The following is a 23,459-nucleotide window of genomic DNA, read 5'->3' as shown; positions in this document are numbered from 1 at the left end:
TTCCGAACACAGAAGATAAGCCTGCCCACGTTCCTTACTGTACTGAAGTGTGCGAGCCTTCGGGAACTCTGGATCGCTGCCAAACTCACCCTATACTACTTTAAATCTATTCTGAATATTGTTTTTTCTAAAAATGTTTTTCTGAAATTGTTTTTCTGATATTATTATATACATGACTTCTTTCATATCCCATTTATAGGTAGAATTTGGCGGCCATAGCGGCAGGGTAACTCCTGTACCCTTTCCGAACACAGAAGATAAGCCTGCCCACGTTCCTTACTGTACTGAAGTGTGCGAGCCTTCGGGAACTCTGGATCGTTGCCAAATTCACCCTATACTACTTCAAATCTATTGTTTTTGCTTCTTTGAAATTGCTTTTTTAATGGTTTAGTTATGATTCTTGAACCTTGTTTCTTATGTGAATATCGATCAGAAACATCTATTTCCCTGATCTGAGTTTGGGTAGAAGGAGATCGCGAGTCTTGAGTAGATTCTGGTTTTTAATCGTGAGAAATCTCAAGAATTTGAAATATAGGTTGAATGATCTCTTCAAGATCTCTTCAAGTTTTGATCTGAGATTGGGAACCGGACCAATCATTTTTACATCGTACATATCTTTTTTATTCATTTGAATATCTTTTTGTATATCAGAATAGCCTTTTTAGGGCATTTAAATTCAAAATAGCACTGCCTTTGAATTCAATTTTCATATGTTTTTGGAAAAGGCCGTCTGCTTCGAGCCGTGAAAGTGCAGCTACCTGAAAAATAGACCATAAACGGTTAGTGGGGGTAACTTAATGATGGGATTACGGTTAAATATTTACCTCCAGGCCCCGCACAAAAAGTTTGCGCACAGTCTTCCTGAATAAAGTTACTTCTTTTCTTCCTCTTTGCCGGAACCACTGTTGTTATGGTTATTAACATGGAGTTGCCAGTAGCGGTCGTAGAGGGTAATGTTCAGGGTCAGGAGCAGGATGAAGAAGAGCGTACTTTCTAGGTTAATCGAGCCGTTGTACCTGGGCAGGAGATAGTTAATAAGCAGGACAATGCCCATATTTACTGCAGACATCACGATAAATTCCCTTATGATCGAACGCCAGTGCCTTCCGTGCCGGGTCAGCCAGTGGCTCAGTGCTGTGTTTATCACGACAAAAACAGCTACGATGATAGCTATCTGGAGGTTGTTTGCCCGTACTTCCGGAAGTATCTGGGCGAAGATGATGGTCAGGAGAGATATCAGTACGATCTTCTCGATCACCTGTTTATTAATGAGGCGTTCCTGCTGTTCCTTTGCTGTTTCTGCTCCGGAGGGGACAACCGCCGGGGCGGCTGCAATCGGGGCGGCTGCAATCGGAGCGGCTGCAATCGGAGCAGCAGCTATTTCCAGACCCGGGCGGGTGGGGGGCAGGTCCCGGAGCAGCCACCAGGCCATGCCGAGCAGGAAAGCTGCATAGGCAATCAGGATAAGAGCATTAGAGGGATTGGCTTTTATCCAGTCGGTGGTGTCCAGCTGGGCGACGTGTATCCAGTATTCCTGAGGTATTTTGACGAAGATCCAGATAAGGGCTGCTGCGGTTATCAATTTGCTTTTTGTCAGTACTTTCGGGTCCCATTTAAGGCGGACTGCTTCGTAGAAGATGAAGAAGTACTCGAATGTGTTGGGAAAAATTAGCAGCAGAGGGCGCAGATGTACGAGTTCGAAGATCGCAACGCCGACAAGTCGGTAGTAGAAGAGGAAGCGGTCCAGCTTGAAAGCGTAGAGGTTCGACCAGTTACGGAGGGTCGACAGGTATGTAATAGTCAGGTAATAAATGTCAAGGGCTTTATCATAGCCCTGGTAACCTTCAAGGGGTAGGTTAGTAAACAGCTGGAAGATCGTTTGGTCCACCCCGTCGAGAATCAGGCAGGCAAGCACGCCGGGGAGGGGGTAGCGAGGAATAGAAAGCGGTATTAAGAAGCGGGCCATAACCACCGCCCAGAAGATCAATAAATCCGAAGTTTCTACCATGAAGCCTGATCCCCCTGATCAATTTCAGCAATGCTACATCAGATCTGCTAAACTAGACTATTAATGTAGATTTCTAAAGTAGACTGCTAATTCAGACCCGCTATACCCCGGAAACGAGTCTGATTCACACTCATTTTCTTCAAGCTTTTCTCCCAGTTTCCTTCCGTTTAATCGCTGCCAGAAAGGCTTAGAATTGTAAGATTTTGTAGTATGGTTTCGTGTATTCCTTTATTATATAAATAGCCACATTTCTATAAAAATATTTCATATTAAAATACTTGCTTTGATGCCTTTATGGCTGTCCTAAAGGAGCCTTTCTCTCGAATGGGACGTTTATATCCATTTTTCCTGGCGAAGCATCTGTCTAAAGGTCTCTCTTAAAAATCAATAGTATTTGAGCGCAGTAATAAATGATTCTGGAAAGTATTCAGATTCTAAAAATTAAGGGTAAGAACAGGGATTTTTCTGCACCCGAATTGCGACTCGCCCGAATTGCGCCTCGGCACCCGAATTGCGCTTTGGGATCACAGGAAATCGAAGATTTCCTGGGAGTTGCGATGTAATCGCAACAGTACGCGGTCCTTTTCGCTGCGCTCAAGAGGACTACTTTATAGATATAGTAGTAAACTTCGCTCGCTCAAGCAGACTAATTTATAGTTTATTGCAGTGAGTTTCTCTCAAGAGGACTGAATTACAAATATCTCTGATCCGTACAACCTTATTCTCTATACCGGGTCGTTCCTGCCACGCTCGACGCAGGAGAGCGGTCTTATAAAGAAAAAAGAAGAGCAAAGAAAAGCCAGCGAATTAAAAATATCGAATAAGCTGGAAGAAGTCAACAAAAAACGAACAGATAAAAGCGCCAGAAAAATCCTAATGTCAACGCAAAGAAAATGTATAGAGGAAACCTGTAAAAATACCAACGAAAGCTGAATCAAATTCTATCTGAAATTACTCTCTTTCGAGTCTATTTTCTAGTCGGGCTTTTTTTGTTTTTCTGCTTTTTTTGCAGGGCCGCCAGATTATCTGGAGGAGGAGCTTACGTAGGAGCTTACGTAAGAGCTTATGTATCCAGTGAATTGAAAAGCGGTTTTTGGGGTTAAGGGATGTATTTTCTCAGTTCGGGGGACATTTCTTCAGCAATATTCAGGAGCACCAGAAGAAGGCGCTGGTGCATCTCCCGGAAGCGGATGTCGAAAAAACCAGGGTTCGCAGGGAGGCTGAAAACGCTTTCTGTATCAGGAATGATGTGAAAAATGACGTGCTCCTGTTAAAGCACTCTGTTTTGAGAAAGCGCTCGGTTTTAAGAAGGCAAAGAATCTCTAAAATTCCTGAATTCATGAAGTTGATTTGATCACGAATCTTAATTAATCAATTTTCAGGGGAGCACAACTTTTTAATCTTCTTTCATGTTTTTATGTCTGTTATTTCTATCGAATGATATATGACTTATAAATGATATCTGACTGATTTATGGTCGATTTATGGCCAATTTATAAATTACTGATAATTGACTTACAGCTGATTTATGGTTAATTTATGAATTACTGATAATTGACTTACAGCTGATTTATGGTTAATTTATGAATTACTGATAATTGGTTTGCGGCGGGGTTTAGTGCTGCTGACATTGCTGCCGATCCGCACAACAAACCTGAGTTGATTCACCATGCACCCAAAAACCCGGCAAATCCTTGAAATGTTTGAGGAAATCAATAAAATCCCGCGCTGTTCGAAACATGAAGAAAAGCTTTCCCTCTGGCTAAAGGAATGGGCAGTAGCCGGAGGCTTTGAGGTAAAAACCGATGCTGTAAATAACGTCCTCGTCAAAGTCCCGGCTACTCCCGGGTATGAGAATTCTCCTGTAATTATACTGCAGGGACATATGGACATGGTCTGCGAAAAGAGCAAGGACTCAAAGCATGACTTTTCCAGGGACCCGGTCAGGTGCGTGTATGAAGGGGACTGGCTGAGGGGAGATGGGACCTCAATCGGGGCGGACAACGGGATTGCACTTGCCATGGGGCTGGTGCTGGCCGAGGCAGGGAAGAAGGGGGAAATCGGGCACCCACCTCTGGAACTGCTCTTTACGGTGGACGAAGAGACCGGATTGACAGGAGTCATGGGGCTTGAAAAAGGATTTTTCGAAGGCAGAATTCTGCTGAACCTGGACTCGGAGGATGAAGGGGCATTTATCGTCGGGTGTGCCGGAGGGAAGAATTCCCGGATCACGCTGCCGCTTGAGTGGGAAACCTTTGAATATGGAAAAGGGTGTCAGTTTGGGCTCTGCAAGCTCGTGGTAGAGGGGCTGGAAGGTGGGCATTCCGGAGTTGAGATCCACAGGCAGCGGGCTAACGGGATCCAGCTGCTTGCCAGGGCGTTTGCCGGGCTTCGGGAACAGGTGGGAAAGGAATGCATCAGGCTTGTCTTCCTGAGCGGGGGGGGCACCCATAATACTATTCCGAATTTTATGGATGCTTTTGTGGCTCTGGACAGGGAGAAATTTGAGCAGGCGGAGCGGCTTGTTTCAGAATTTGGGAAAACTTTGAGGTCCGAATATGCGAAAACCGACCCTGACCTTGTTTTGAGTTTCAGGGAAGTTGAAAATGGGATCGTGTTTGAAAATTCCGAAGGGAAGGTTGCCAAAAAGGAAGCTCCTGCAAACCGGGTCTTTTCTTCCGGGACCGAAGAGAAGCTTCTCGGGCTGCTCCTTGCCCTCCCCCACGGGGTCTACAGGATGTCGGACAGGATCCCGGGACTTGTGGAGACCTCAAACAACCTTGCAACCGTGAGGACCGGGAAAGCAGAGATACAAATCATCTCAAGCCAGCGCAGTTCCGTCATGTCCAGGCTGGCTGAAATTTCCGGGAAAGTGGGAGCCGTGGCAAAGCTTGCCGGAGCTGGAGTTGAGCACGAAACCGGGTACCCTGCCTGGGAGCCTGACCTTGAATCAGGGCTGATCTCCAGATGCAGACAGGTTTACACCCGGACCTTCCAAAAAGAGCCTGAGATTGAGGTCGTGCACGCCGGACTTGAATGCGGGGTAATCGGCTCGAAATGCATGGATATGGAGATGATTTCCTTTGGACCTACTATCAAAGACCCCCATTCTCCGGCTGAGAGGATTTTTATTCCCTCGATTGAAAAGGTCTGGATTTTCCTTGAAAATTTATTGAAGAGTTACCACTGATTTAAAGCAGCCTTTAAAGAGTAAGCCGTAAGGACGAGAAGTTGGATAATTAATGAATCCGATTTCAATCTCTCTTTTTGTTTGTTAACCAGCTTGAGTCACCGCCCTCAGAAGCCGCCTCCACTAAGGATGTCAGCCGTTCGCCTTTCCCACTCCCCTTGCTCATGTGTGAACGCACCTTCATAAAGTAAGCCAGAGCTGCGATGGGTAAGGCATAGCCTATCCCATAGACAGCCAGATTTGTTTCCTGCGGTTCAAAGATAATGCTTAAGAAATTAACTCCCAGTACGACAATAGTGAGCCCCACCAGGTTTAACTCCAGTTCCTCAATATCATTTATCTCCAGCCAACCCGGTAAAGGGAGCGGCTGGATAAACAACTGGTAAAGCCCGATGGAAGTAAGGAAGAGCACCGTACCAACCAGGAAAAGATGGACTGTCTCCACAATTTCAACAATGATACTCGCCTCTGGACCTGCCTCTGCCATTCCTGTAATCAGTTCTCCCATGAAGCGAACCAGATCCACGCCGCCTTTAATAAACAAAGCACAGGCGGCAATTGCCAGCCCGATGACCGGAATCAGCACGAAGTAACGCATTCCGGCAATAAATCTCACGACTTTCATGAGCAGATTCCTCCTGTTTACCTGGCGGTATGTTGTCTGGCTGAACGGTTTTGCCTTACCTGACTGTCTCAGAATCCTAAATTCTGGCGTTTTCTTATCCTTCCGTTTTTGATCCGGCGTTACTGCCGACCGCGCGATATGCGATGCCAGCCAGAATAGCTCCGATGATCGGTGCCAGCCAGAACAGCCAAAGCTGCTGAATTGCCCAGCCGCCGACGAATAGTGCCTGTGATGTGCTGCGGGCAGGGTTCACTGAAGTGTTTGTCACCGGAATGCTGATCAGGTGGATCAGGGTCAGCCCAAGCCCTATGGCAATCGGCGCAAAACCCGGCGGGGCACGGTCGTCTGTCGAGCCGAGAATAATGAAAAGAAACATGAAAGTCATCACGAACTCGCAGACCAGTGCTGCGGATAGCGAGTAGCCTCCCGGCGAGTGTTCCCCATACCCATTGGCCGCAAAACCGCTCTCTACCAGATCGAAGCCGGGCTGGCCACTGGCGATTACCGACAGCACGAACGCGGCGATGATAGCTCCTGCCAGCTGTGCGATGATATACGGAACGATGTCCTTTGCAGGAAAGCGGCCGCCTATGAACAGGCCGACCGTGACAGCCGGGTTGAGGTGGCAGCCCGAGATATGTCCGATCGCAAATGCCATTGTCAGGACGGTAAGCCCGAAAGCCAGGGCGACGCCGGCAAAGCCGATGCCCAGCTCCGGGAAGCCGGCCGCCAGAACTGCGCTTCCGCAGCCTCCGAGGACCAGCCAGAAAGTACCTATAAGCTCTGCTGAGAATCGATGAATTAAGTTCATGAGAACCCCCCTTTATTTAATTCTGAGTGCTGATAACTATCCGCTGATTATTGTCTGCTGATATCTATTTGGTTGTGTATTTTTTCCGGCCAACTGGCTTCCGACGATAAACGCTTTGTTCCCCCTGGTCGTTTCGAGCTCCCCTTTCTTCTCGAACAAGCCGGATGTTTGCGGTTCTAAACATATATGCGATCACCGGCTGAACCAGTATTCTGGACTGATATCACAAATTTATTGTTCTGTCATTATCCGTTTCAGTTCAGATTCATTATCTGTTTCCCACTTTCTCACGGATTTTGATTTTTTTGACTTATCTTATCCCCGGCGAATAGGCGGCAGGACATATGTGCCGTCCAGGGCTGCTTCGCGAGGCTGGTACATGCGCATAGCTACACGGAATGGTCCCGCAGGAGCAGGAAGCCAGTTTGACTCTTTCTCGGGCCCTGGCGAATCCTTCTGGAAGTATATGTCCAGGGAACCATCCGGGTTATAGGTCAGGCCGGGTGTGCGGTCGCCAATAGAATAGCGGTTGATGGGATTGGCCACCAGATAGAACTCGGGAGGCTGGTACATCGTCAGGGACCAGAATGCATCGGTGGGAGGTAGCTCGTCCAAATGCAGTATATACTGGTGTTCACCCACAAGCTGGTCGCCATTCCCGTCCAGATCTGCCATCGGATAGACGGCTTCGTAGGCATGATTTCCCCACAGTCCCACTCTGGCAGCGACAGCTCGCATCAAGAAGGCTTGCGTACGATTCTGAAGCTTCCATCCTGGAGAATCAATGGCACCAATCCTGAAGCAGTCGAGGTTGTAATCGAAAATATGCAGGGGGATCACCCACCCGTTTACCGGTTTTATCACCTGCGCATCCGGACTGATAACGGCCTCTAAAAACTCCGTAAACTCGGCAGCACCTGCCTTTAGGGTTTTAGCAAGTTCGGGATCAGGATCCACATAGGGGCTCTCGTCAGCCAGCAGTCCCAGCGGCTCGAATTTCTGGATATAGTCTCTTTCAGCCGCTGGTGGGGGGAATAGCTTCATCCAGGCACGCATCTGCTCCCAGAATTTCAGTTCATCGCCGACACGCTCATCGAAGGGCGCCAGTTCCCAGTCGTCAAATTCTCGTCGGCTGGGATCGGGAACCTCGGGATACAGGCTGAGTGGGGACACCCAGATTTCTTTCTGGATGGCGAGTACATTGGGGATGTCTGCTTCCCCCTCGACAGCCACTCGACCGACGACGACAAAGATATTGGTCGGAGATTGTACCAGGGTCATGCCTTTCGGTACCTCACCGGCCCAATCTGGACCGGCCAGCAGGAACAAACCTTCGTCAGTGCCGGTAGCCCGCCTTCCCAAATAGGCAAAGTTGTTTGTCCAGGCGTCCACGAACTGCATCACGTAGTAACGTCCGCTTGTATCCGGCAGGTGCAGCACCAACGGCTCTCTGGTTACATCCCCTATCAACACGGAGTAGAGGGTGTCATTGTTAGGCGCCACAAATTCGACTTCCGGCCCCAACAAGGCCTTGACGTGCCCAAAGGTATTGACCGGAGCACCAGTCGGGAATTTGCCAGCTGCATGGCCGATCATCATTTTGAGATTGTATACCATGGGATAGCCGTACAGATGAGCTTCTGCTGCTAAAGACAGTTTAACCAATGCTTCGTTACTCATTTTTTGCCTCCTTTTGTTCATCGTTGAATTTCTTACTTTGTCTTCTCAACATCGCCCGGTTTCCAGGTCTTGTCGAAGAAAGGCTGCTCGGGGCCGTAGAAACGCAGATAGACAAAAAAGCCATTGTCTAAAATTGTTTTTACCCAGTTATTCTCATCAACGTTGATCGGCCGCTCCGGCGAAAAAAACAGGTCAAATGAACCGTCAGCGTTTTGCACGACCCCATGAACAGAGCCACGTACTGGAGGCCTGCCGGTGCCGTTATCAAGCTGGGAGCGGGTTTCATTGTCGTACACGGTGGCCGACCAGAAGAGCCTGGCAGGTACATTGGCCGGCAGGTGGAGTCTGTAGCTGTATTGCCCTTCCAGCCAGTTGCCTTCGGCATCTTCATAGGCCCCTACATAGGCCGACCCTGCTCCGACAATGCGCGTGGTCATGGCTCTGGCTGTCCCAATGGCTTCGAAGCCAAAGCGGGTACGCTGGTCGATAATAAGATTGTTGTCCGTATGGAAGGTCGGGTCCTCGACCACAAATATCCACTTCCAGTGCCTGTCTGGATAGGCATACAGCAATTCCTCCGGCCAGCGAGGTTTCCAGGCAATGGTCTTGGCCATCGCCCTCCCTACTGTAGCCGCTTCGGTCAGGATTTTCTTCATGCGCTCATCCGGAGCGAATGGTTTTCCTTTCTCAATGCCAAGGGTGGCAGCCATGCCCAGAAAAGCCATATCCTGCGGCCGGGCCGGTTCATCGTCAATGTAGCGGGCCAGGTTTACCCAGTAGTCGACCCCCTCTTTGTGCAGCGAGTCGATAGGCGTACTTCCCATCTCGATAATCTTAGTCTTACGGGGTGCATCGGCTTCGGCAAGAGGATAGATACGCAGGGTGCGCATATGGTCGGCCAGCACCTTAAAATCGGCCCGGGTTTTTGGAATAGCTCGCAGATACCAGACAGCGGTTCGCGTGTCGGATTGGGCTGCAAAGTATTCCTCCGGCACCTCTTCTTTATAGCCCGGAGGAAGTATCAGAAATTTGCCCCCCTGCATTTTGTCGGGACCAAAAGGGCCGCCGACGTCAACAATAGGCTGCTGCCAGATGTTGTCAATCGGTCCAACCAATTCCGCGGGCACCTCCATGACAATCGGGCCTTCATTGAGGTCCATTGCCCCCGAGATGTAAGGGGTGTCGTTGTTTGCGGTCAGAACAAGCTGCGCCGGAAAAGCAGACTGCTCGTATAACAGGGCGTCAAAACTGCTTGCTCCACGTCTGCTATATTCGTCTCGAATGGCACCAAATGAAGCCATGATGTTTGACCACAAATAGACCTGCACAGCCCGCTGGAAGTCCAGCTCGTCATAGAGTTTCTCCACGGTCTCCGCCGTGGGATAGCCGCTCTGGAACTCAAGCTCACCAAAGCGTGTTTCAATCGTTTGTATAAATTTCTGGGATGTGTTGTCACTCATTTCTGCACCTTTGCATTGAATATCATTTTTGATTAATTATATGCAAATTTCACTCATAATCGACTTTAGTTAATTCCTTTTTATGCTGCTGTTTCGCCCGCCTGCCAAGTTCCCTGGCAAGAGGCGTCATCAGGACCATGGTGATCAGCGGATAAACGACAATCATTACCAGGACGTTGGGATCCTCACTGAAATTCATCGTTGCGACGACTATCGCGGCGGCAATGTTACGCTGCCCGGCACCCAGTGACTGCACTCAGTTGTTTGACCCGCCCAGGCTGCCCAGCAGATAACCGCCGACTGCGGACACAATCACCAGAGCCAGGCTGGCCAGCAACCCGCCGGTGCCCAGCAGGCCCACCACGTTGCTGAAATTCAGCACCACCATCAGAACCAGCAAACTGAAAGTGGAGGCCTGGGTGAAGTAAGGCTGGACGTGGGCGGCCAAATCTTCCCACCGCGCCCGAACAAATAGGCTTACGGCTAGGGAATCAGGATCAGATAGACCAGCCCGGAGGCGATATCCCAAAACGTAACCGAAATCCCGGTTAATAGCAAGGGCAAGGCACCCGGCAGGATTATGATGGTGGCTACCACCAACAGCACCATCAAGCTGGTGGCTGCCGCTTTGTCAATTTTGGCAAACTCGGCCATTTTGGGCAGGCTAGGCGCGCCCGCCGCCAGCGACACCAGGAGCAGCCCTATAGCGATCGACTACAAAGTTTGCCAGCAGCGCCATAATCACAAACCGTGCATTGCGCAAAGGCCCGGTTATCTGGGCAATGGTCAGATTCAAACCCATCGAGATTATCGTGCCGAGGACAAAGACTAACCCCATCAGATCGTACAGAGTATCCAGTATTTCCGCGATTTTCCTTCCCCCCTTTGTTATATTTTAACGCGATACTGGCGAAGGCTCAGGCGAACTGGCCTTCACCAGGACTGCCAGAAAACCATTTATTGACGCGCCATCGCAAAACTTAAGCGCTCTTCGGGTGAGATCAGGTGGTCCTGGTCATCCAGGCCCAGGTCAATCTGCACCCAGTTAACCTCGCCGCTGAATTTGTTTCCGCGCGGGCCGTAATCCGGCGACACCGGCGACCCGGATCCCCTGCCAACATCACAGTCCTCGGTGGAAAAGACCATCATATGCGTCTCCTCCACGCGCCCGGAACCAACATTTTTGCCGTCAATAAAGAGTGTTACCAGGCCGCCTTTGCCGATCCCGCCACCGTCATAAGCAAACTCCATCCGCACCTGGTGCCTACCGGCCGGGACCGGCTGATCGCTCTCCACAAACCAGGTCTTGTGCCCCAGCAAGTTGTAGCAGTACTTGAGCTTGCCCTCTCTGGCATACAGGCTCCAGCCTCCAAACATGCCGCCCTGAGCAACGATCACCCCTTCAGCACCAGAATTGGGCACCATTACATCAGCGGTCACAGAATGGGATTTGTTCTTGATGCTGATAACCGACCATTCGTTTAAGCGCCCCATCCCCCCAAAGAGCAGCTGGGATTTGCCGCGCACCAACTGCGGTCGGCCTGCCAGATCGGGGTTCAGGCGCTCCAGGCGGTCATCCATCGGCAGGACATTGTACCTGGCTGCCTCGATCAGCCACAAAAGTTTGAGCCGTTCCAGTTCCTCCGGCATTTCCCCGGCCAGGTTCCTGGCCTGGCTCCAATCGTCCGGTCCGTACAGCTCCCAGACATCCTCATCAAAGGGAACCTGCGGCAAATGGGCTCGCCAAGAGGCCGTGTGCGGGGTGATGGCCGACCAGCCTTTATGATAGATGCCCCGGTTACCGCCCACCTCAAAGTATTGGGTTTCCCGCCGCTCCGGTGCATAGGCATCGTTGAAGGTGGAGAACAGGCTGACGCCCTCCATGGGCGACTGGGTGATGCCATGCACCTGGGTCGGTTCAGGAATTCCGGCGACTTCCAGCACCGTGGGGGCAATGTCGATCACGTGCATAAACTGGTTGCGGATTTCGCCCTGGGCTTGAATACCCCGGGGCCAGTGCACCACGGTGCCGTTGCGGGTGCCGCCCCAGTGCGAGGCGATCATCTTGCTCCACTGGTAGGGAGTGTTCATGGCCATGGCCCAGCCCACCGCATAGTGGTTGTAGGCCCTGGGCGTGCCAAAATCATTGATGCGCGCCTTCACAATCTCCGGTGCTTCCAGGTCCGGGCGGCCGTTGTGGAAGGTCAGTTCCATAAAGGCTCCGGTAAATGTGCCCTCGGCCGAGGCACCGTTATCGCCGATGATGTAGTAGATCAGCGTGTCGTCCAGAATCTCCATGTCCTCCAGGGCGTCAATGACCCGGCCGATGTGGTAGTCGGTGTGTTCCAGGAACCCGGCATAGACTTCCATCTGGCGTGCCAGCACCGGCTTCATATCATCGGGGATTTCCTCCCAGTGCGGGACTTCTTTGTTCCAGGGGGTCAATTCGCAGTCAGGCGGGACAACGCCCAGGGCTTTCTGACGCGTCAGGATTTCCTCCCGCAGCTTTTCATAGCCCTGGTCAAATTTGCCCCTGTACTTATCCGCCCATTCTGCGGGTACGTGATGAGGGGCATGGGTGGCGCCGGGGGCATAGTAGATGAAGAAGGGCTTGTCGGGCATGAGCGCTTTCTGCTGCCGGATCCACTTGATGGCCTTATTGGTCATATCCTCGGTGAAATGGTAGCCCTCTTCCGGCATCTTGTCCTGCTCAACGGGGGTGGTGCCTTCGTAGATGGCCGGATAGTACTGGTTCGTCTCACCACCCACAAATCCGTAGAAATACTCAAAACCGCTGCCGGTAGGCCAGCGATCAAACGGCCCCATGGGGCTGGTTTCCCAGGGGGGTACTTCGTGACACTTGCCAAACTGGGCTGTAGAGTACCCGTTAAGCCTGAGTATCTCCGCCAGGGGGGCTTTGTTGTTGGGTCGCATGGCGTTGTAACCTGGCGCCGGTGTCGATGCTTCAGTGATACTTCCCATCCCCACCGAGTGGTGGTTGCGCCCGGTCAGCAGCGCCGCTCGGGTGGGTGCACACAGGGCGGTGGTGTGGAAGCGGTTGTACTTGAGGCCGGTGTTTGCCAGCCGCTCTGCGGTGGGAGTATTGGCCGGGCCGCCAAAGGCGCTGGAGGCACCAAAACCCACGTCGTCCAGCAGGATAATCAGCACGTTGGGTGCTTCTTTAGGCGGCCGCAGCGGCTTGATCGGCGGGAATCTTGTGTCAGGGTCCCTGGCATCGTAAGTTGTTAAACCTGCATGCGGCATATCCGGCATTGGAAGGATTGATCTTTGGACTTCGCCTTGTGTACTCATGTTTTATTTCTCCTTTTTCAGTTTGTTTCCTTTTTATGCGGCTGCTTTCGCCCGCCTGCCCAGTTCCCCGGCAAGAGGTGTCATCAGGATCAGGGTGATCAGCGAATAAACGATGATCATTACCAGGACATTGGGGTCCTCGCTGAAATTCATCGTCGCGACGACTACCGCAGCGGCGATGTTACGCTGCCCGGCACCCAGCGACTGCACCCACTTTATGGAGGCGTCCTGCCCGCCCAGCAGGTAACCGACCGCGAGGGCGATCACCACCAGGAGGATGCTGGCGATCAAACCCCCGGAGCCAAACAGGCTGACCACGTTGCTCCAGTTCATCACCAGCATGAGAACCAGCAAAAAGAGTAGGCTGATATTGGATGCCTGCGCAGCGTAGGGCTGGACGCTTGCAGCAACCTCTTCCCAGCGCGCCCGCACGAACAGGCTCAATGCCAGGGGAATTAACATCAGAAAGATTAGGCCGGAGGCAATATCCCAGAAAGTGATCTGGACCCCGGGCAGCAGAAAGGGCAGAATGATGGGCATAATGATGATGCTTGCCACGATCAACAGCACCATCAAACCCGTAGCAGCGGCGGTATCAACCCTGGAGATCTGGGCCAGTTTGGGCAGCGCCGGGGCGCCCGCCGCCAGCGAGACCAGGAGCAGCCCGGTGACCAGGGCTTCATCCAGAGGGATCACCAGGGTGAGGGCGTAGGCCGCCACCGGTATCAAAATGAAGTTTGCCAGCAAGGCCATCATCACGAAGCGTGTATTGCGCAAAGGGTCCGTAATTTGTTTCACGGTCAGGCTCATGCCCATCGAAATCATCGTGCCGAGCACAAAGACAAGCGACATAAGATTGTAAAGGACATCCAGTATTGCCATGATAATTTTTCTCCTTATGCGAAATAATATTTGGCCTTATGGCCGCGATTTCGAAATTTACTGCTCGGTCATCATCCGTTTCAGTTCAGCTTCATCTTCTTTGATCAGTTCACCTGAAACGTCAAGTTCAACCTGCCTGTGAAAGTGAACGGTGCCCTGTATTCTTCGAGGTTGACACTATCGACTGAGTCGTAGCCGCAGCTCAGCCCGATGATGCCAAAGAGGTTGGGCACGGTGTAAGGCAGGTCCCTGCTGGCTACAAGCTCGCTGTTGATGTAGCGCAGGCCCCTGTTCGCCAACCATTCCAGGTTGGGTGTTTCGCACAGCCCCCCAAAAACTGACATCTGGCCGTAGCCCACGTCGTCCAGAATGAAAAATATCACATTCGGTGCACCCTTTCCGGTCCGTGTCGGTTTGGGCCAGGCAGGTGAGGATTCGTCAAGTGTTCCTCCAATAACTCCTGGAAAATGCGTACCGGGCTCGTATTCGATCAATTCAGGTATTATTACCCCCCATTCTTTCAGAACCTGCAAGACCACCCCCTGGCTTGCGGTTCAAATGTTCGGTTTTTAATTAATTAACGCGCGCCTATAAATATAAATGCACTTTTATGTATATCATTATATACATATTGGCTTATTTTCCCGGGTGTTGAAATGAGAACTTTTTTAATGTCCGGGAAGCCCGGAAATGATGCCTAACTTTGCCAGGCCATCCAGCACCAGTTGCACGGCCAGTGCGGCCAGCAGGACTCCAAAAACCGCCTCTGTCACCATTAAACGGGAAGGGTCCAGGTGCTTTGCCAGTTTGTCCAGGTTTTTGAAAACTGCCAGGTCGAGAGCACCCATAAGGAGGACAAGCCCGACTACAATGGCAAGCATGAGCAGCGAGTCAAGCTGGTCGTAAACGGTTACCAGCACGGCAATTCCCGCCGGGTTTAACAGATAGGGCACTGCCAGCGGGTACAGGGCCATCTGCATAGGATCACGGCTAGCCGTTTTTTCGTCGTGTTCCTCTGATTTTCCTGACCCTATCAGCATGTGAAGGGCAAGAAGCATCAGGATGATGCCTCCGGCGATGGACACCGCTCCCGGGGTAAAGTGCAGGAGCTTCATCAGCAACGAACCGAGAAGGACCAGGATAAGGGCAACGCCAACGGCCGTTTTTACCATCTGCCCCGCCACCTTCTTCCGCGTCTCCTCCTCCATGCTTGCTGTCAGGTCCAGAAAAGGTACAAGTGCAATTTTCGGGCCCATACCGATCAGGAGCAGCATAAACAGGTCAAAAACAAAATAAAAATCAAGACTCTCCAGATTCGTTTAGGATTCCCTCCTTTATTTATAAAAATTAATTTCAGAAAGCTTCAAAACTGGCAGCTTACTACTCATTAGGTTAAAACAGACTCCTCCTTCATGCCGACTTTGCCGTGCCGATAGTTCCGCAATAACCAGAGGCCGTAAATGAACAGTGCCAGAGCAAAGGGAAACACCAGCACCCCTCCAAAGGAAACCCGTGGTTACCTCGGTGAGACAGACACAGGCGTTGGGTTCAGGCCAGGCAGGTAACTGTCAGAATTAACTGGTAGGGGTAACAAGGGTGCTTCAACTCCCCGTTTCTGGTGCCTGGCATCAACCCTTAAGTTCCTGATCGGTTCTCTTTCTGTCTCCACATTCAGGTGCTTCCGATTCCCTGCAAAAGCTTGTCCATTACCTGATCGACGGTAAAGCTGGCCGCTTTCTGACGCGGGGGGTACTCTTTAAATGTTGCCAAAAAGTCTCCCACGACACCCTGGGCAGGCACCAGCAGGAAGGCATGGTCGAGGAGCCAGTCGTAGTAAGTGTTTGAGGTCTGGTCCGCTCTTTCATAAGGGTCGGTGCGCAGGTTGAACAGCTTTGGGACGCGCAGCGGGATAAAAGGTTCAGCCCAGACCTGTAAAGTGCCGATGGCACGTTGCTCCATGAAAACAAGTTTCCAGTTATCGTACCTTAGAGCTACCAGGTCGCCGTCATCGGAGAAGTAAAAGAACTCAATGCGCGGGGATTTTTTCTCCTTTCCTGTAAGGTATGGGAGCAGGTTATAGCCGTCAAGATGCACCCTGAAAGTTTTGTCCCCTGCTTTGTAGCCTTTTTTGAGCTTTTCCTTAATATCCGGCTCTCCGGCTGCTGCAAGGAAAGTTGGCAGCCAGTCAAGGTGGCTCACCATCTCATTAGAAATCATGCCTGCCGGAATCCTGCCAGGCCAGCGTACTGCCTCAGGAACGCGGAAAGCCCCTTCCCAGCAGGAGTTTTTCTCGTTTCTGAACGGGGTCATGGCTGCATCGGGCCAGGTGTTCATATGTGGGCCGTTGTCCGTGCTGTAGGCAACGATGGTATCCTCTGCGATGCCAAGTTCGTCCAGCAAATCCAGAAGCATTCCCACCTGCCGGTCGTGTTCGATCATGCCGTCGTGGTATTCCGACTGCCAGCGCCCTGATTGCCCCCTTATCCTGTCCGGGATATGGACCCGGAAGTGCATCCAGGTGGTATTGAACCAGACAAAGAAAGGCTTGCCGGCCGCGTGCTGGCGCTTGATAAAATCGATGGCTGCCTCCAGAAACTCCAGATCTACGGTTTCCATGCGTTTTCTGGCCAGCGGGCCGGTGTCCTCCATGTGTCCGTCGGCATAGCTGTGGATTACCCCCCTGGGAGCATAGTTTTTCCGGAAATTGGGGAAGTCCTCCTCAGGAGGATAATCGGGGTTTTCAGGTTCTTCCTCAGCATTCAGGTGATAGAGGTTTCCAAAGAACTCGTCAAACCCGTGGTTGCTGGGCAGGTGTTCATCCCTGTCACCAAGATGATTCTTTCCGAACTGTCCCGTGGCATAACCCTGAGCTTTTAACAGTTCGGCGATGGTCGGGTCCTCGGACTGTATCCCTACCTTAGCCCCTGGCATGCCCACTTTGCTCAGCCCCGTCCGGAAAGCGCTCTGCCCGGTGATAAACGAAGCTCTTCCGGCGGTGCAGCTCTGTTCCCCATAAGAGTCGGTGAACCTCATGCCCTCATTTGCGATGCGGTCAATGTTCGGTGTTCTGTAGCCCATCAGGCCGTCGCTGTAGCAGCTGAGGTTGCTAATTCCTATATCATCTCCCCAGATGACCAGAATGTTCGGTTTCTTTTCTGCCATTCTTAACCCCCCTGGAATATATTGGTTGATTGATTGGTTGATTGATTGGTTGGTTGATAAATATCTCAAATCAACACTTATTAGCAGTCTTTAGGTGCTTAATTGAACAAAATATGGATTTTTTCTTCTCTACTCCCCACTTTGTTCCTTTCAGAATCGTACAACAGGTCCGGACTGCGGCTGATCCCTATTCTTTATCTGCTTCCGGTCCTTCCTTTCAGGTCCGTTTTTCTTGAGACCGTGACAGCGTTTGAACTTGAGCCCGCTGCCGCAGGGGCAGGGATCGTTTCTTCCTGCCCGGGCAAAAGCGTCTTCAAGAGCCAGGACCCTCATCACCTCTGGTGCCGGGTAGCCCCTGCGTATCAGGCCTGTCATGATCTGCATCGGAAAGTCGATGTGCCGGAAGAAAGCTTTCCAGCCTTCGCAGAGGTAGTTCAGTCCCGGTTCCCCGTCCGTGGTTGTCAGGAAACGGTTTTTAGGACATTCCCCCATGCAGGCAAAGAGCACATCACATTCCCGGCATACCTGCGGGAGAGTGTCTCGTTTATCCTGCCCGAATTTGTACTGCTTTTCCGAAGCTGCAAGCTCGCCTATCTCTTTCTCCATGATATTGCCCAGCAGGTATTCCGGCTCCACAAAATGGTCGCAGGAGTAGAGGTCCCCGTTGTGCTCCAGGGCAAGTCCCATACCGCATGTTTCCTCAAAAACGCACATGCATGAAGGCATCCCCAGCCATCTACGTGCAGAAGCTTCAAAAGTCTGCACGAAGACCCTTCCCACATCATTTCTCACCCACTCGTCAAAAATGAGGCTCAGGAAACTTCCAAACTGTTCGGGTTGCACTGAGCGGTCCGAAACCGTGTTTCCCTTCTGGTAAAGGGTCTGTCCCTCCTCATTGATTCGCTCTACGACCGGAATAAATTGAATCCAGTCTGTCTTTGCTTCATCCCGCAGGAAGCGGTAGACCTCAAGCGGATAATCGGCATTTCTGCGGTTGACAGTGGCCAGGACGTTATATTCCACGCCGTGTTTTTGCAGGAGCCGGAGCCCCCTCATGACCCGATCAAAACTCCCCTCTCCCTTTTTGTCCACCCTGTAGGCGTTGTGAAGTTCACGCGGGCCGTCGATGCTGATCCCTATGAGAAAGTCGTTTTCCTTAAAGAACAGGCACCATTCGTCGTCCAGCAGCGTGCCGTTGGTCTGCATTGTATTTTCAAATGTCATTCCCGGCTTCCTGTACTTTTCCTGCAGCTTGATGGCGCGCCGGTAAAAGTCGATTCCCATCAGGGTAGGTTCGCCCCCCTGCCAGGCAACGGTCACCTGCGGGCTGCGGTGGACTGCGATAAGCTGCCGGATATAGTTCTCCAGCACTTCATCTGACATGCGGAACCTGCTGCCTGGATAGAGCAACTCCTTGTCCAGAAAGAAGCAGTAGGAGCAGGCCAGGTTGCAGATTGCCCCGGTAGGCTTGGCCAGCACATGGATTCTGGGAGGCAGATAGTGTTGTGTCATTTAGCACTTCCTCCCTGCGCCGGGATTCCCAAGCTCAAATTTGAGCTCCATGCTTCGGGCCACGATTCTGATCATGATCTGGACCATACTTCGGGCCACTATTCGGACTTCGTAAGGTCTGCCTGTATTTTCTGTCATTTGAAATTCTCCTTTTGTCCCGTGCATCCGGACCATCTACTCCTCTGCAAAAACTCCCTCCTGGCGTAAGCGGTACACCGTCTGTATCGCTACTGCAGTCAGCGGCACGGCCAGTATCATGGCCAGGGCTCCCCCGACAACGCCGGCTGCGATTGTGACCAGGAACACGACCAGCGGGTGAACCTTGAGAGTCGTCCCCAGCGCCCATGTATTTATGGCATTCTGCAGCGCCCCGTTGGATATGGTCACCGCCACCGCAATAATCAGCGCTGTTTCTGCTCCCCCTGAACCAAAGGCGATAATCACGGCAAAAGCCCCTCCAATGAAGGCACCTATGTAGGGGATAAATGAAGTAAAAAAGTACAGGATAAGAATCGAGCCCACAAGGGGCACTTTGAGGATGATCAGGGGCACGGCCACCACGACCGCCGTAATCGCCGCAGTGAGCGCGGTGCCCCGGAAATAGAGGCGTATTGACCGGCTGATGTCAGCAACGATAGCCGTACCGGTCCCGGGTTTTAACTTGAACTGCCGGGCCAGCCAGACCTCCATTTCAGGCCCGTCCCGCAGGATGAAAAACAGAATGAACACACTGAAATATACCCCAATCAGGAGCGTGGCAGCACTCGAAAACGTGCTGCTGAGGAGCCCGATAATCCCCTGACCCAGCGCAGGCAGGGCATTTGCGATTGCGGTGCTGATGGAATCGAGGGTCTCCTCTTTGACCGGGAACTGCAGCAACCAGGCCTCCAGGCTGTACCAACCTGCTTCGAGCTGGCGTACGATCTCGGCTCCCTGGTAAATAAAACCCCTTATCAGGATAACAAACAGGGCAACGGCACCCAGAAATATAAACAGCATGGTCAGCACCGTGCCGATATTACGGTGAACACGCCGCCGCTCCAGCATGTCTACCAGGGGCCGAAAGACAATCCCTATAACCACCGCAACGAGCAGTGGGACGGTGATACTGCTCACTGTCGCAATGACGCTAAGGACGGTGCTGGAGGCGAGCACGATGCCTAAGAAGAGCCAGCTAAACACGCCGGCACGGCGCAGCCAGTAAGGTGCGCTCCGGGCAAAGTCACTTCGAGGTTGTTTGTCCGTAATGATTCTCCCTCCCGGGATAGGACTGGAAGTTCCCGGATCGCCTGGTTGCCTGCCAGTCCTCTGTCCTATCCTGTCCGATCCAGTCTTCCGTTCGATCTGCCTGGCCAGAGCCGTGTAGATATCGGTTTCGTGGATGGTTAAGCTGTTTACTGCCTTGCCATAACTATCCGCATCTCGGCTTCCTTGTCCTCGATTAGCTTGCCGCTCACATCCACGGTCACACTGTAGATCTTGCCGGTGAACTCAAAGGGAGGCTGGTAGTCGGGAGTAACCGGAGCCCCGGGAGCTGAGCCGCAGGTGACTCCGCTGGTTAGCCCGAGTGCAAGCGGAGTCGTTACCGGGACCTCAGCCTGTCCGACCAATTTCCCGTCTATATAGAGCTGAGCCCTGCCGGGTGCGCCCATGCCCCTGACCAGGTCCGGATTGCCTGTAACTTCGAACTCGAAACGGAGTTTATGCCGCCCCTCGGGAACGTTTTCTATGGACTCGACGTGATAGAGAGTCCTGGATACGTAGTTGTGAACCCAGTGTAGCTTTCCACCTTTCATATAGAATGAATAGCCAGAATCGATTCCGCCGTGGGCGAGCAGGACTCCTTCAGCGCCTCCGGCAGGGATCTCGACATCAGCGGTGATGCTGTGCGGGCGGTTGAGGACCCTGACCGCTGCATTTGAAGGAACTCCCTGAGTTCCTGGATAGTAAGTGTAGCGTGTCCGGTTGGTGGCAATCTGTGGCCTTTCATCTGCAAGGCGCATCACTCCGCGGCCGTCTATAGGCAGCACGTTGTATTTTCCGGCCTCTACATACCAGGTGGCAATCATCTCGATCAACGTCGGCCGGTTTTCCGCAGCCACATCATGGCTTTCGGTCCAGTCCTTCTCAATGTGGTAAAGCTCCCAGCCTTTTGCATCCAGCTCGGCCAGCTTTTCTGCCGGGATCGGTTCCCCGAAAGACTTCCCTGCTTCGGCAAACGAAGGCCCCGGCCAGGGGCATACAGCCCTCCATCCATCGTGGTAAATGGAGCGGTGCCCCATCATTTCAAAGTACTGGGTGTGGTGCTTTGAAGGTGCGTCGGCATCTTCGAAGGTAGGTGCAAAACTGACGCCTTCGATGGGAGCCTGGGTTACCCCTTTGATAACCGTCGGGGACTCAATTCCCAGGCATTCCAGTACGGTAGGTACCATGTCAATAGCATGGGCATACTGGGTGCGGACCTCGCCTCCGGCCTTTATTCCCACTGGCCAGTGGACGATAAAGGGGTCGCTGATTCCGCCGCGGTATGTTTCCCGCTTCCAGCGGCGGAAAGGCGTATCTCCCGCCCAGGTCCAGCCCCAGGCATAGTGGTTGTAAGTTTCCGGGCCCCCCAGCTTATTTAGGGCTGCGAGGTTTTCCTCCAGCGATTCGGGTACATTGTTGAAGAAGAGGTTCTCATTGACTGAACCCGTGGGGCCCCCTTCGGAACTTGCACCGTTGTCGGAAATCACCATGATTAAAGTATTATCAAACTCACCGATATCTTTCAGGAACTGCAGCAGCCTCCCGGTGTGGTAATCGGTATGTTCCAGGAAGCCGGCAAAGACTTCCATCATGCGGGCGTAGAGCTTTTTCTCCTCAGGCGAGCATTCATCCCAGGGTTTGACATCCGGGTCGTGACGGGATAGTTCGGCGTCTTTAGGGACTATGCCCAGTTCCTTTTGACGGGCAAAGGTCTTTTCCCTGTAAGCCTCCCAGCCGTCATTGAACTTGCCTTTGTATTTGTCAGCCCATTCTTTGGGGACGTGGTGAGGAGCATGCATGGCTCCGGTGCAGAAGTACATGAAAAAAGGCTTGTTGGGTGCGACCTGTTTGGCATCGGCAATGAACTGGATGGCTTTGTCCGCAAGGTCCTCATTCAGGGTGTAGCCCTCTTCGGGAGTTTTGGGGGGATGTACGGAGTGACTATCGTAAACCAGCTCAGGATAATACTGGTGCGTTTCGCCTCCTAAAAAACCGTAGAAGCGCTCGAAACCCCGGCCCAGAGGCCAGCGGTCATAGGGCCCTGCTGCCGAGATCTGGTCTGCCGGTGTCAGGTGCCATTTGCCCACGGCATAGGTGTTGTAGCCGTACTCCAGAAGGATCTCTGACAAAAACCCATTCTCAAAAGGTATGTAGCCGTTGTAGCCGGGATAGCCGGTTGAGCCCTCGGTGATGCAGGCCATGTTGTTCGAATGGTGGTTCCGCCCGGTCAGGATACAGGTGCGAGTGGGAGAGCACAGCGCTGTTGTGTGCATATTGTTGTAAACAAGGCCTCCCTCTGCCAGGCTGTCCAGATTGGGTGTATTAATGGGTGAACCATAGCAGCCAAGCTGTCCAAAGCCTGTGTCATCCAGCACGATAAATAACACATTTGGTGTTCCTTCTTTAGCCCGGTTTGGTTCCGGCCAGGCGGGTTCTGACTGGTCTGCAGTCCTTCCTATGACGCCGGAGAAGGAGGTTCCGGGTTTGTATTCTTTTAATGGCATTTATCCTCCGATAATTGCTTGGATTTTCCGGAAAAAACATGAAAACAAAAATGGGGAAAGGAACTGACTTTTCGCTCCTCTCTCCTAATTCATTTTATTCAAGAATCGATATTTTCCTGTTTTACAGGCAGTTTCCGGGAATGCAGGTATCCCCGAGGTGGCGGTTTTCAGGTCAAAGCTTACATTGCCGGAGCTGCCTCTTCTTCTTCGGCGTACATTTCACGCATCTTGTCCTCTTCTTCTTTGGACAGGTTGGAAGCAATAATTTCGAACTTGAGGCCTTTGACAGCTTCTGCTACCTTATCGTGCACGGCATCGCTGGTCAGCAAAAAAAGTGCAGAAGTGCCTTCGGTCACTTTGCTGCGGATCGACTTGATGAAATCATCACTGATACCAATGTCAGCAAAGGAGCCTGACATCGCACCCAGCGCGGCCCCGACGACCAGGCCAAAGATCGGGACCAGGAAGATCAGGCCGAACAGCATGCCCCAGAATGCGCCGCTCAGTGCACCTACTCCAGTCATGCTGGTTAATTGTTTCGTTTTTGGCTTTTTTTTGCCCATAGGCCAGGAAACGATTGCTGCATCCTGCAGGGTGATCAGCTGCTTCTTGCTCAAATCCTCTACCACTTCAAGTGCATGTTCTGCACCGCCTGGAGTGTCAAATTTTAAAACGGTTAGAGTTGCTATATTCAAACCTCCTTTTATATTCACATTTTTTCTTTTTTGCTTTGTTTTTATGCCAGCTCGTTAATCAAGGCGGAACCGGCATCTCCACTATCGTTTTGTAATTCTTGAAAAAGCCGGGGTACCATGTCTTCTTCTCTGGCTTACGCATTTTCTGCTGGCTTAGCAGCAGAATAGTAACCGGGAAAAAGCCTTACTCAAAACCCACAAACCGTTTTGTGCCGAGGGTCGAGGAATAATCACTTCTGACAATCACTTCTGACAGGGAAATTCACAGTATTTTTGTATCCTCTTCAAATTGAGTGGAAAGGTCTGACTTTCAACTCAATGAGCTTTTTTCTCTGATGAGTTGAGCCAGAGATGGCATCTTAAATGTGTTTCC

General features: G+C 51.8%; 21 protein-coding genes and 1 rRNA gene. 4 read left to right on the top strand and 18 right to left on the bottom strand.

Features of this window, described 5'->3' with window-relative positions:
* The first annotated feature begins 205 nt into the window (after positions 1-205).
* Positions 206-327 (top strand): 5S ribosomal RNA (rrf, locus tag EO93_RS01080).
* Between the two features lie 544 nt (positions 328-871).
* On the opposite strand, the gene EO93_RS01070 is transcribed toward rrf, so the two are convergent.
* Entirely contained in the window at positions 872-2,008 is a 1,137-nt protein-coding gene (locus tag EO93_RS01070) for a hypothetical protein (RefSeq protein WP_048160698.1), read from the bottom strand.
* A gap of 1,093 nt (positions 2,009-3,101) precedes the next feature.
* Here EO93_RS01070 and EO93_RS01065 point away from each other — a divergent pair.
* Entirely contained in the window at positions 3,102-3,362 is a 261-nt protein-coding gene (locus EO93_RS01065; protein WP_048160696.1) for a hypothetical protein, read from the top strand.
* Positions 3,363-3,677: 315 nt separating this feature from the next.
* A complete protein-coding gene (gene pepD / locus EO93_RS01060) occupies positions 3,678-5,198 on the top strand; it encodes a beta-Ala-His dipeptidase (protein ID WP_048160694.1) in 1,521 nt (506 codons plus the stop codon).
* Positions 5,199-5,262: 64 nt separating this feature from the next.
* On the opposite strand, the gene EO93_RS01055 is transcribed toward pepD, so the two are convergent.
* The 15 genes from EO93_RS01055 to EO93_RS01000 all read right to left on the bottom strand — a co-directional run bounded on the left by EO93_RS01055 (position 5,263) and on the right by EO93_RS01000 (position 19,824).
* Complete coding sequence (locus EO93_RS01055; RefSeq protein WP_048160693.1) at positions 5,263-5,823, bottom strand: YqhA family protein; 561 nt, start codon at positions 5,821-5,823, stop codon at positions 5,263-5,265.
* A 94-nt stretch (positions 5,824-5,917) separates the two neighbouring features.
* On the bottom strand, positions 5,918-6,634 hold the full coding sequence (gene aqpZ / locus EO93_RS01050) for an aquaporin Z (protein WP_200898067.1): 717 nt from the start codon (positions 6,632-6,634) through the stop codon (positions 5,918-5,920).
* 315 nt (positions 6,635-6,949) lie between these two features.
* Positions 6,950-8,314, bottom strand: coding sequence for a DUF1254 domain-containing protein (locus EO93_RS01045; RefSeq protein WP_048160691.1), 1,365 nt, complete (start codon positions 8,312-8,314; stop codon positions 6,950-6,952).
* A 32-nt stretch (positions 8,315-8,346) separates the two neighbouring features.
* Positions 8,347-9,774, bottom strand: a complete 1,428-nt coding sequence (locus tag EO93_RS01040; RefSeq protein WP_052735351.1) for a DUF1254 domain-containing protein — start codon at positions 9,772-9,774, stop codon at positions 8,347-8,349.
* A gap of 49 nt (positions 9,775-9,823) precedes the next feature.
* Positions 9,824-9,973, bottom strand: coding sequence for a hypothetical protein (locus EO93_RS16415; RefSeq protein WP_156161194.1), 150 nt, complete (start codon positions 9,971-9,973; stop codon positions 9,824-9,826).
* A 57-nt stretch (positions 9,974-10,030) separates the two neighbouring features.
* Positions 10,031-10,222 carry a hypothetical protein gene (locus EO93_RS16410; RefSeq protein ID WP_052735349.1) on the bottom strand — a complete coding sequence of 64 codons (192 nt, stop codon included), beginning with the start codon at positions 10,220-10,222 and terminating at the stop codon, positions 10,031-10,033.
* 35 nt (positions 10,223-10,257) lie between these two features.
* Positions 10,258-10,464 carry a hypothetical protein gene (locus EO93_RS17130; RefSeq protein ID WP_156161193.1) on the bottom strand — a complete coding sequence of 69 codons (207 nt, stop codon included), beginning with the start codon at positions 10,462-10,464 and terminating at the stop codon, positions 10,258-10,260.
* Between the two features lie 267 nt (positions 10,465-10,731).
* Positions 10,732-13,086, bottom strand: a complete 2,355-nt coding sequence (locus EO93_RS01030; protein WP_052735348.1) for an arylsulfatase — start codon at positions 13,084-13,086, stop codon at positions 10,732-10,734.
* A 33-nt stretch (positions 13,087-13,119) separates the two neighbouring features.
* The gene (locus EO93_RS01025) at positions 13,120-13,968 is read right to left on the bottom strand and encodes a bile acid:sodium symporter family protein (RefSeq protein WP_048160686.1); all 849 of its coding nucleotides are present in this window, start codon (positions 13,966-13,968) and stop codon (positions 13,120-13,122) included.
* A gap of 104 nt (positions 13,969-14,072) precedes the next feature.
* A complete protein-coding gene (locus tag EO93_RS18040) occupies positions 14,073-14,501 on the bottom strand; it encodes a sulfatase-like hydrolase/transferase (RefSeq protein ID WP_048160683.1) in 429 nt (142 codons plus the stop codon).
* Positions 14,502-14,636: 135 nt separating this feature from the next.
* On the bottom strand, positions 14,637-15,248 hold the full coding sequence (locus EO93_RS01015; protein WP_255350187.1) for a MarC family protein: 612 nt from the start codon (positions 15,246-15,248) through the stop codon (positions 14,637-14,639).
* Between the two features lie 391 nt (positions 15,249-15,639).
* The gene (locus EO93_RS01010; protein ID WP_048160679.1) at positions 15,640-17,130 is read right to left on the bottom strand and encodes an arylsulfatase; all 1,491 of its coding nucleotides are present in this window, start codon (positions 17,128-17,130) and stop codon (positions 15,640-15,642) included.
* 150 nt (positions 17,131-17,280) lie between these two features.
* Entirely contained in the window at positions 17,281-18,642 is a 1,362-nt protein-coding gene (locus tag EO93_RS01005) for an anaerobic sulfatase maturase (RefSeq protein ID WP_048160677.1), read from the bottom strand.
* Complete coding sequence (locus EO93_RS17125) at positions 18,643-18,780, bottom strand: hypothetical protein (RefSeq protein ID WP_156161191.1); 138 nt, start codon at positions 18,778-18,780, stop codon at positions 18,643-18,645.
* A gap of 36 nt (positions 18,781-18,816) precedes the next feature.
* Positions 18,817-19,824 carry an AI-2E family transporter gene (locus tag EO93_RS01000; RefSeq protein ID WP_052735347.1) on the bottom strand — a complete coding sequence of 336 codons (1,008 nt, stop codon included), beginning with the start codon at positions 19,822-19,824 and terminating at the stop codon, positions 18,817-18,819.
* 55 nt (positions 19,825-19,879) lie between these two features.
* On the opposite strand from EO93_RS01000, the gene EO93_RS18380 reads away from it, so the two are divergent.
* A complete protein-coding gene (locus EO93_RS18380; protein ID WP_255350186.1) occupies positions 19,880-20,008 on the top strand; it encodes a hypothetical protein in 129 nt (42 codons plus the stop codon).
* Positions 20,009-20,036: 28 nt separating this feature from the next.
* Here EO93_RS18380 and EO93_RS00995 read toward each other — a convergent pair whose 3' ends face one another.
* Together EO93_RS00995 and EO93_RS00990 are read right to left on the bottom strand one after the other, a co-directional pair.
* Complete coding sequence (locus EO93_RS00995; RefSeq protein WP_048160672.1) at positions 20,037-22,391, bottom strand: arylsulfatase; 2,355 nt, start codon at positions 22,389-22,391, stop codon at positions 20,037-20,039.
* Positions 22,392-22,570: 179 nt separating this feature from the next.
* Entirely contained in the window at positions 22,571-23,086 is a 516-nt protein-coding gene (locus EO93_RS00990) for a DUF1269 domain-containing protein (RefSeq protein ID WP_235283363.1), read from the bottom strand.
* Positions 23,087-23,459: the final 373 nt, after the last annotated feature.

The organism is Methanosarcina sp. 1.H.A.2.2 (assembly GCF_000979975.1).
GTDB lineage: Archaea > Halobacteriota > Methanosarcinia > Methanosarcinales > Methanosarcinaceae > Methanosarcina.
The sequence above is the reverse complement of the archived record's forward strand: the minus strand, read 5'-3'. Positions and strand labels throughout refer to the sequence as shown.

What these genes read in the sequence shown, in the direction of transcription:
- EO93_RS01045 (WP_048160691.1), bottom strand. Translation starts at nt 8,314, where the DNA reads ATGAGTAACGAAGCATTGGTTAAACTGTCTTTAGCAGCAGAAGCTCAT.
- EO93_RS16415 (WP_156161194.1), bottom strand. Translation starts at nt 9,973, where the DNA reads ATGAATTTCAGTGAGGATCCCAACGTCCTGGTAATGATTGTCGTTTAT.
- EO93_RS00995 (WP_048160672.1), bottom strand. Translation starts at nt 22,391, where the DNA reads ATGCCATTAAAAGAATACAAACCCGGAACCTCCTTCTCCGGCGTCATA.
- pepD (WP_048160694.1), top strand. Translation starts at nt 3,678, where the DNA reads ATGCACCCAAAAACCCGGCAAATCCTTGAAATGTTTGAGGAAATCAAT.
- aqpZ (WP_200898067.1), bottom strand. Translation starts at nt 6,634, where the DNA reads ATGAACTTAATTCATCGATTCTCAGCAGAGCTTATAGGTACTTTCTGG.
- EO93_RS01025 (WP_048160686.1), bottom strand. Translation starts at nt 13,968, where the DNA reads ATGGCAATACTGGATGTCCTTTACAATCTTATGTCGCTTGTCTTTGTG.
- EO93_RS01070 (WP_048160698.1), bottom strand. Translation starts at nt 2,008, where the DNA reads ATGGTAGAAACTTCGGATTTATTGATCTTCTGGGCGGTGGTTATGGCC.
- EO93_RS01055 (WP_048160693.1), bottom strand. Translation starts at nt 5,823, where the DNA reads ATGAAAGTCGTGAGATTTATTGCCGGAATGCGTTACTTCGTGCTGATT.
- EO93_RS01005 (WP_048160677.1), bottom strand. Translation starts at nt 18,642, where the DNA reads ATGACACAACACTATCTGCCTCCCAGAATCCATGTGCTGGCCAAGCCT.
- EO93_RS01010 (WP_048160679.1), bottom strand. Translation starts at nt 17,130, where the DNA reads ATGGCAGAAAAGAAACCGAACATTCTGGTCATCTGGGGAGATGATATA.
- EO93_RS01040 (WP_052735351.1), bottom strand. Translation starts at nt 9,774, where the DNA reads ATGAGTGACAACACATCCCAGAAATTTATACAAACGATTGAAACACGC.
- EO93_RS17125 (WP_156161191.1), bottom strand. Translation starts at nt 18,780, where the DNA reads ATGACAGAAAATACAGGCAGACCTTACGAAGTCCGAATAGTGGCCCGA.
- EO93_RS01030 (WP_052735348.1), bottom strand. Translation starts at nt 13,086, where the DNA reads ATGAGTACACAAGGCGAAGTCCAAAGATCAATCCTTCCAATGCCGGAT.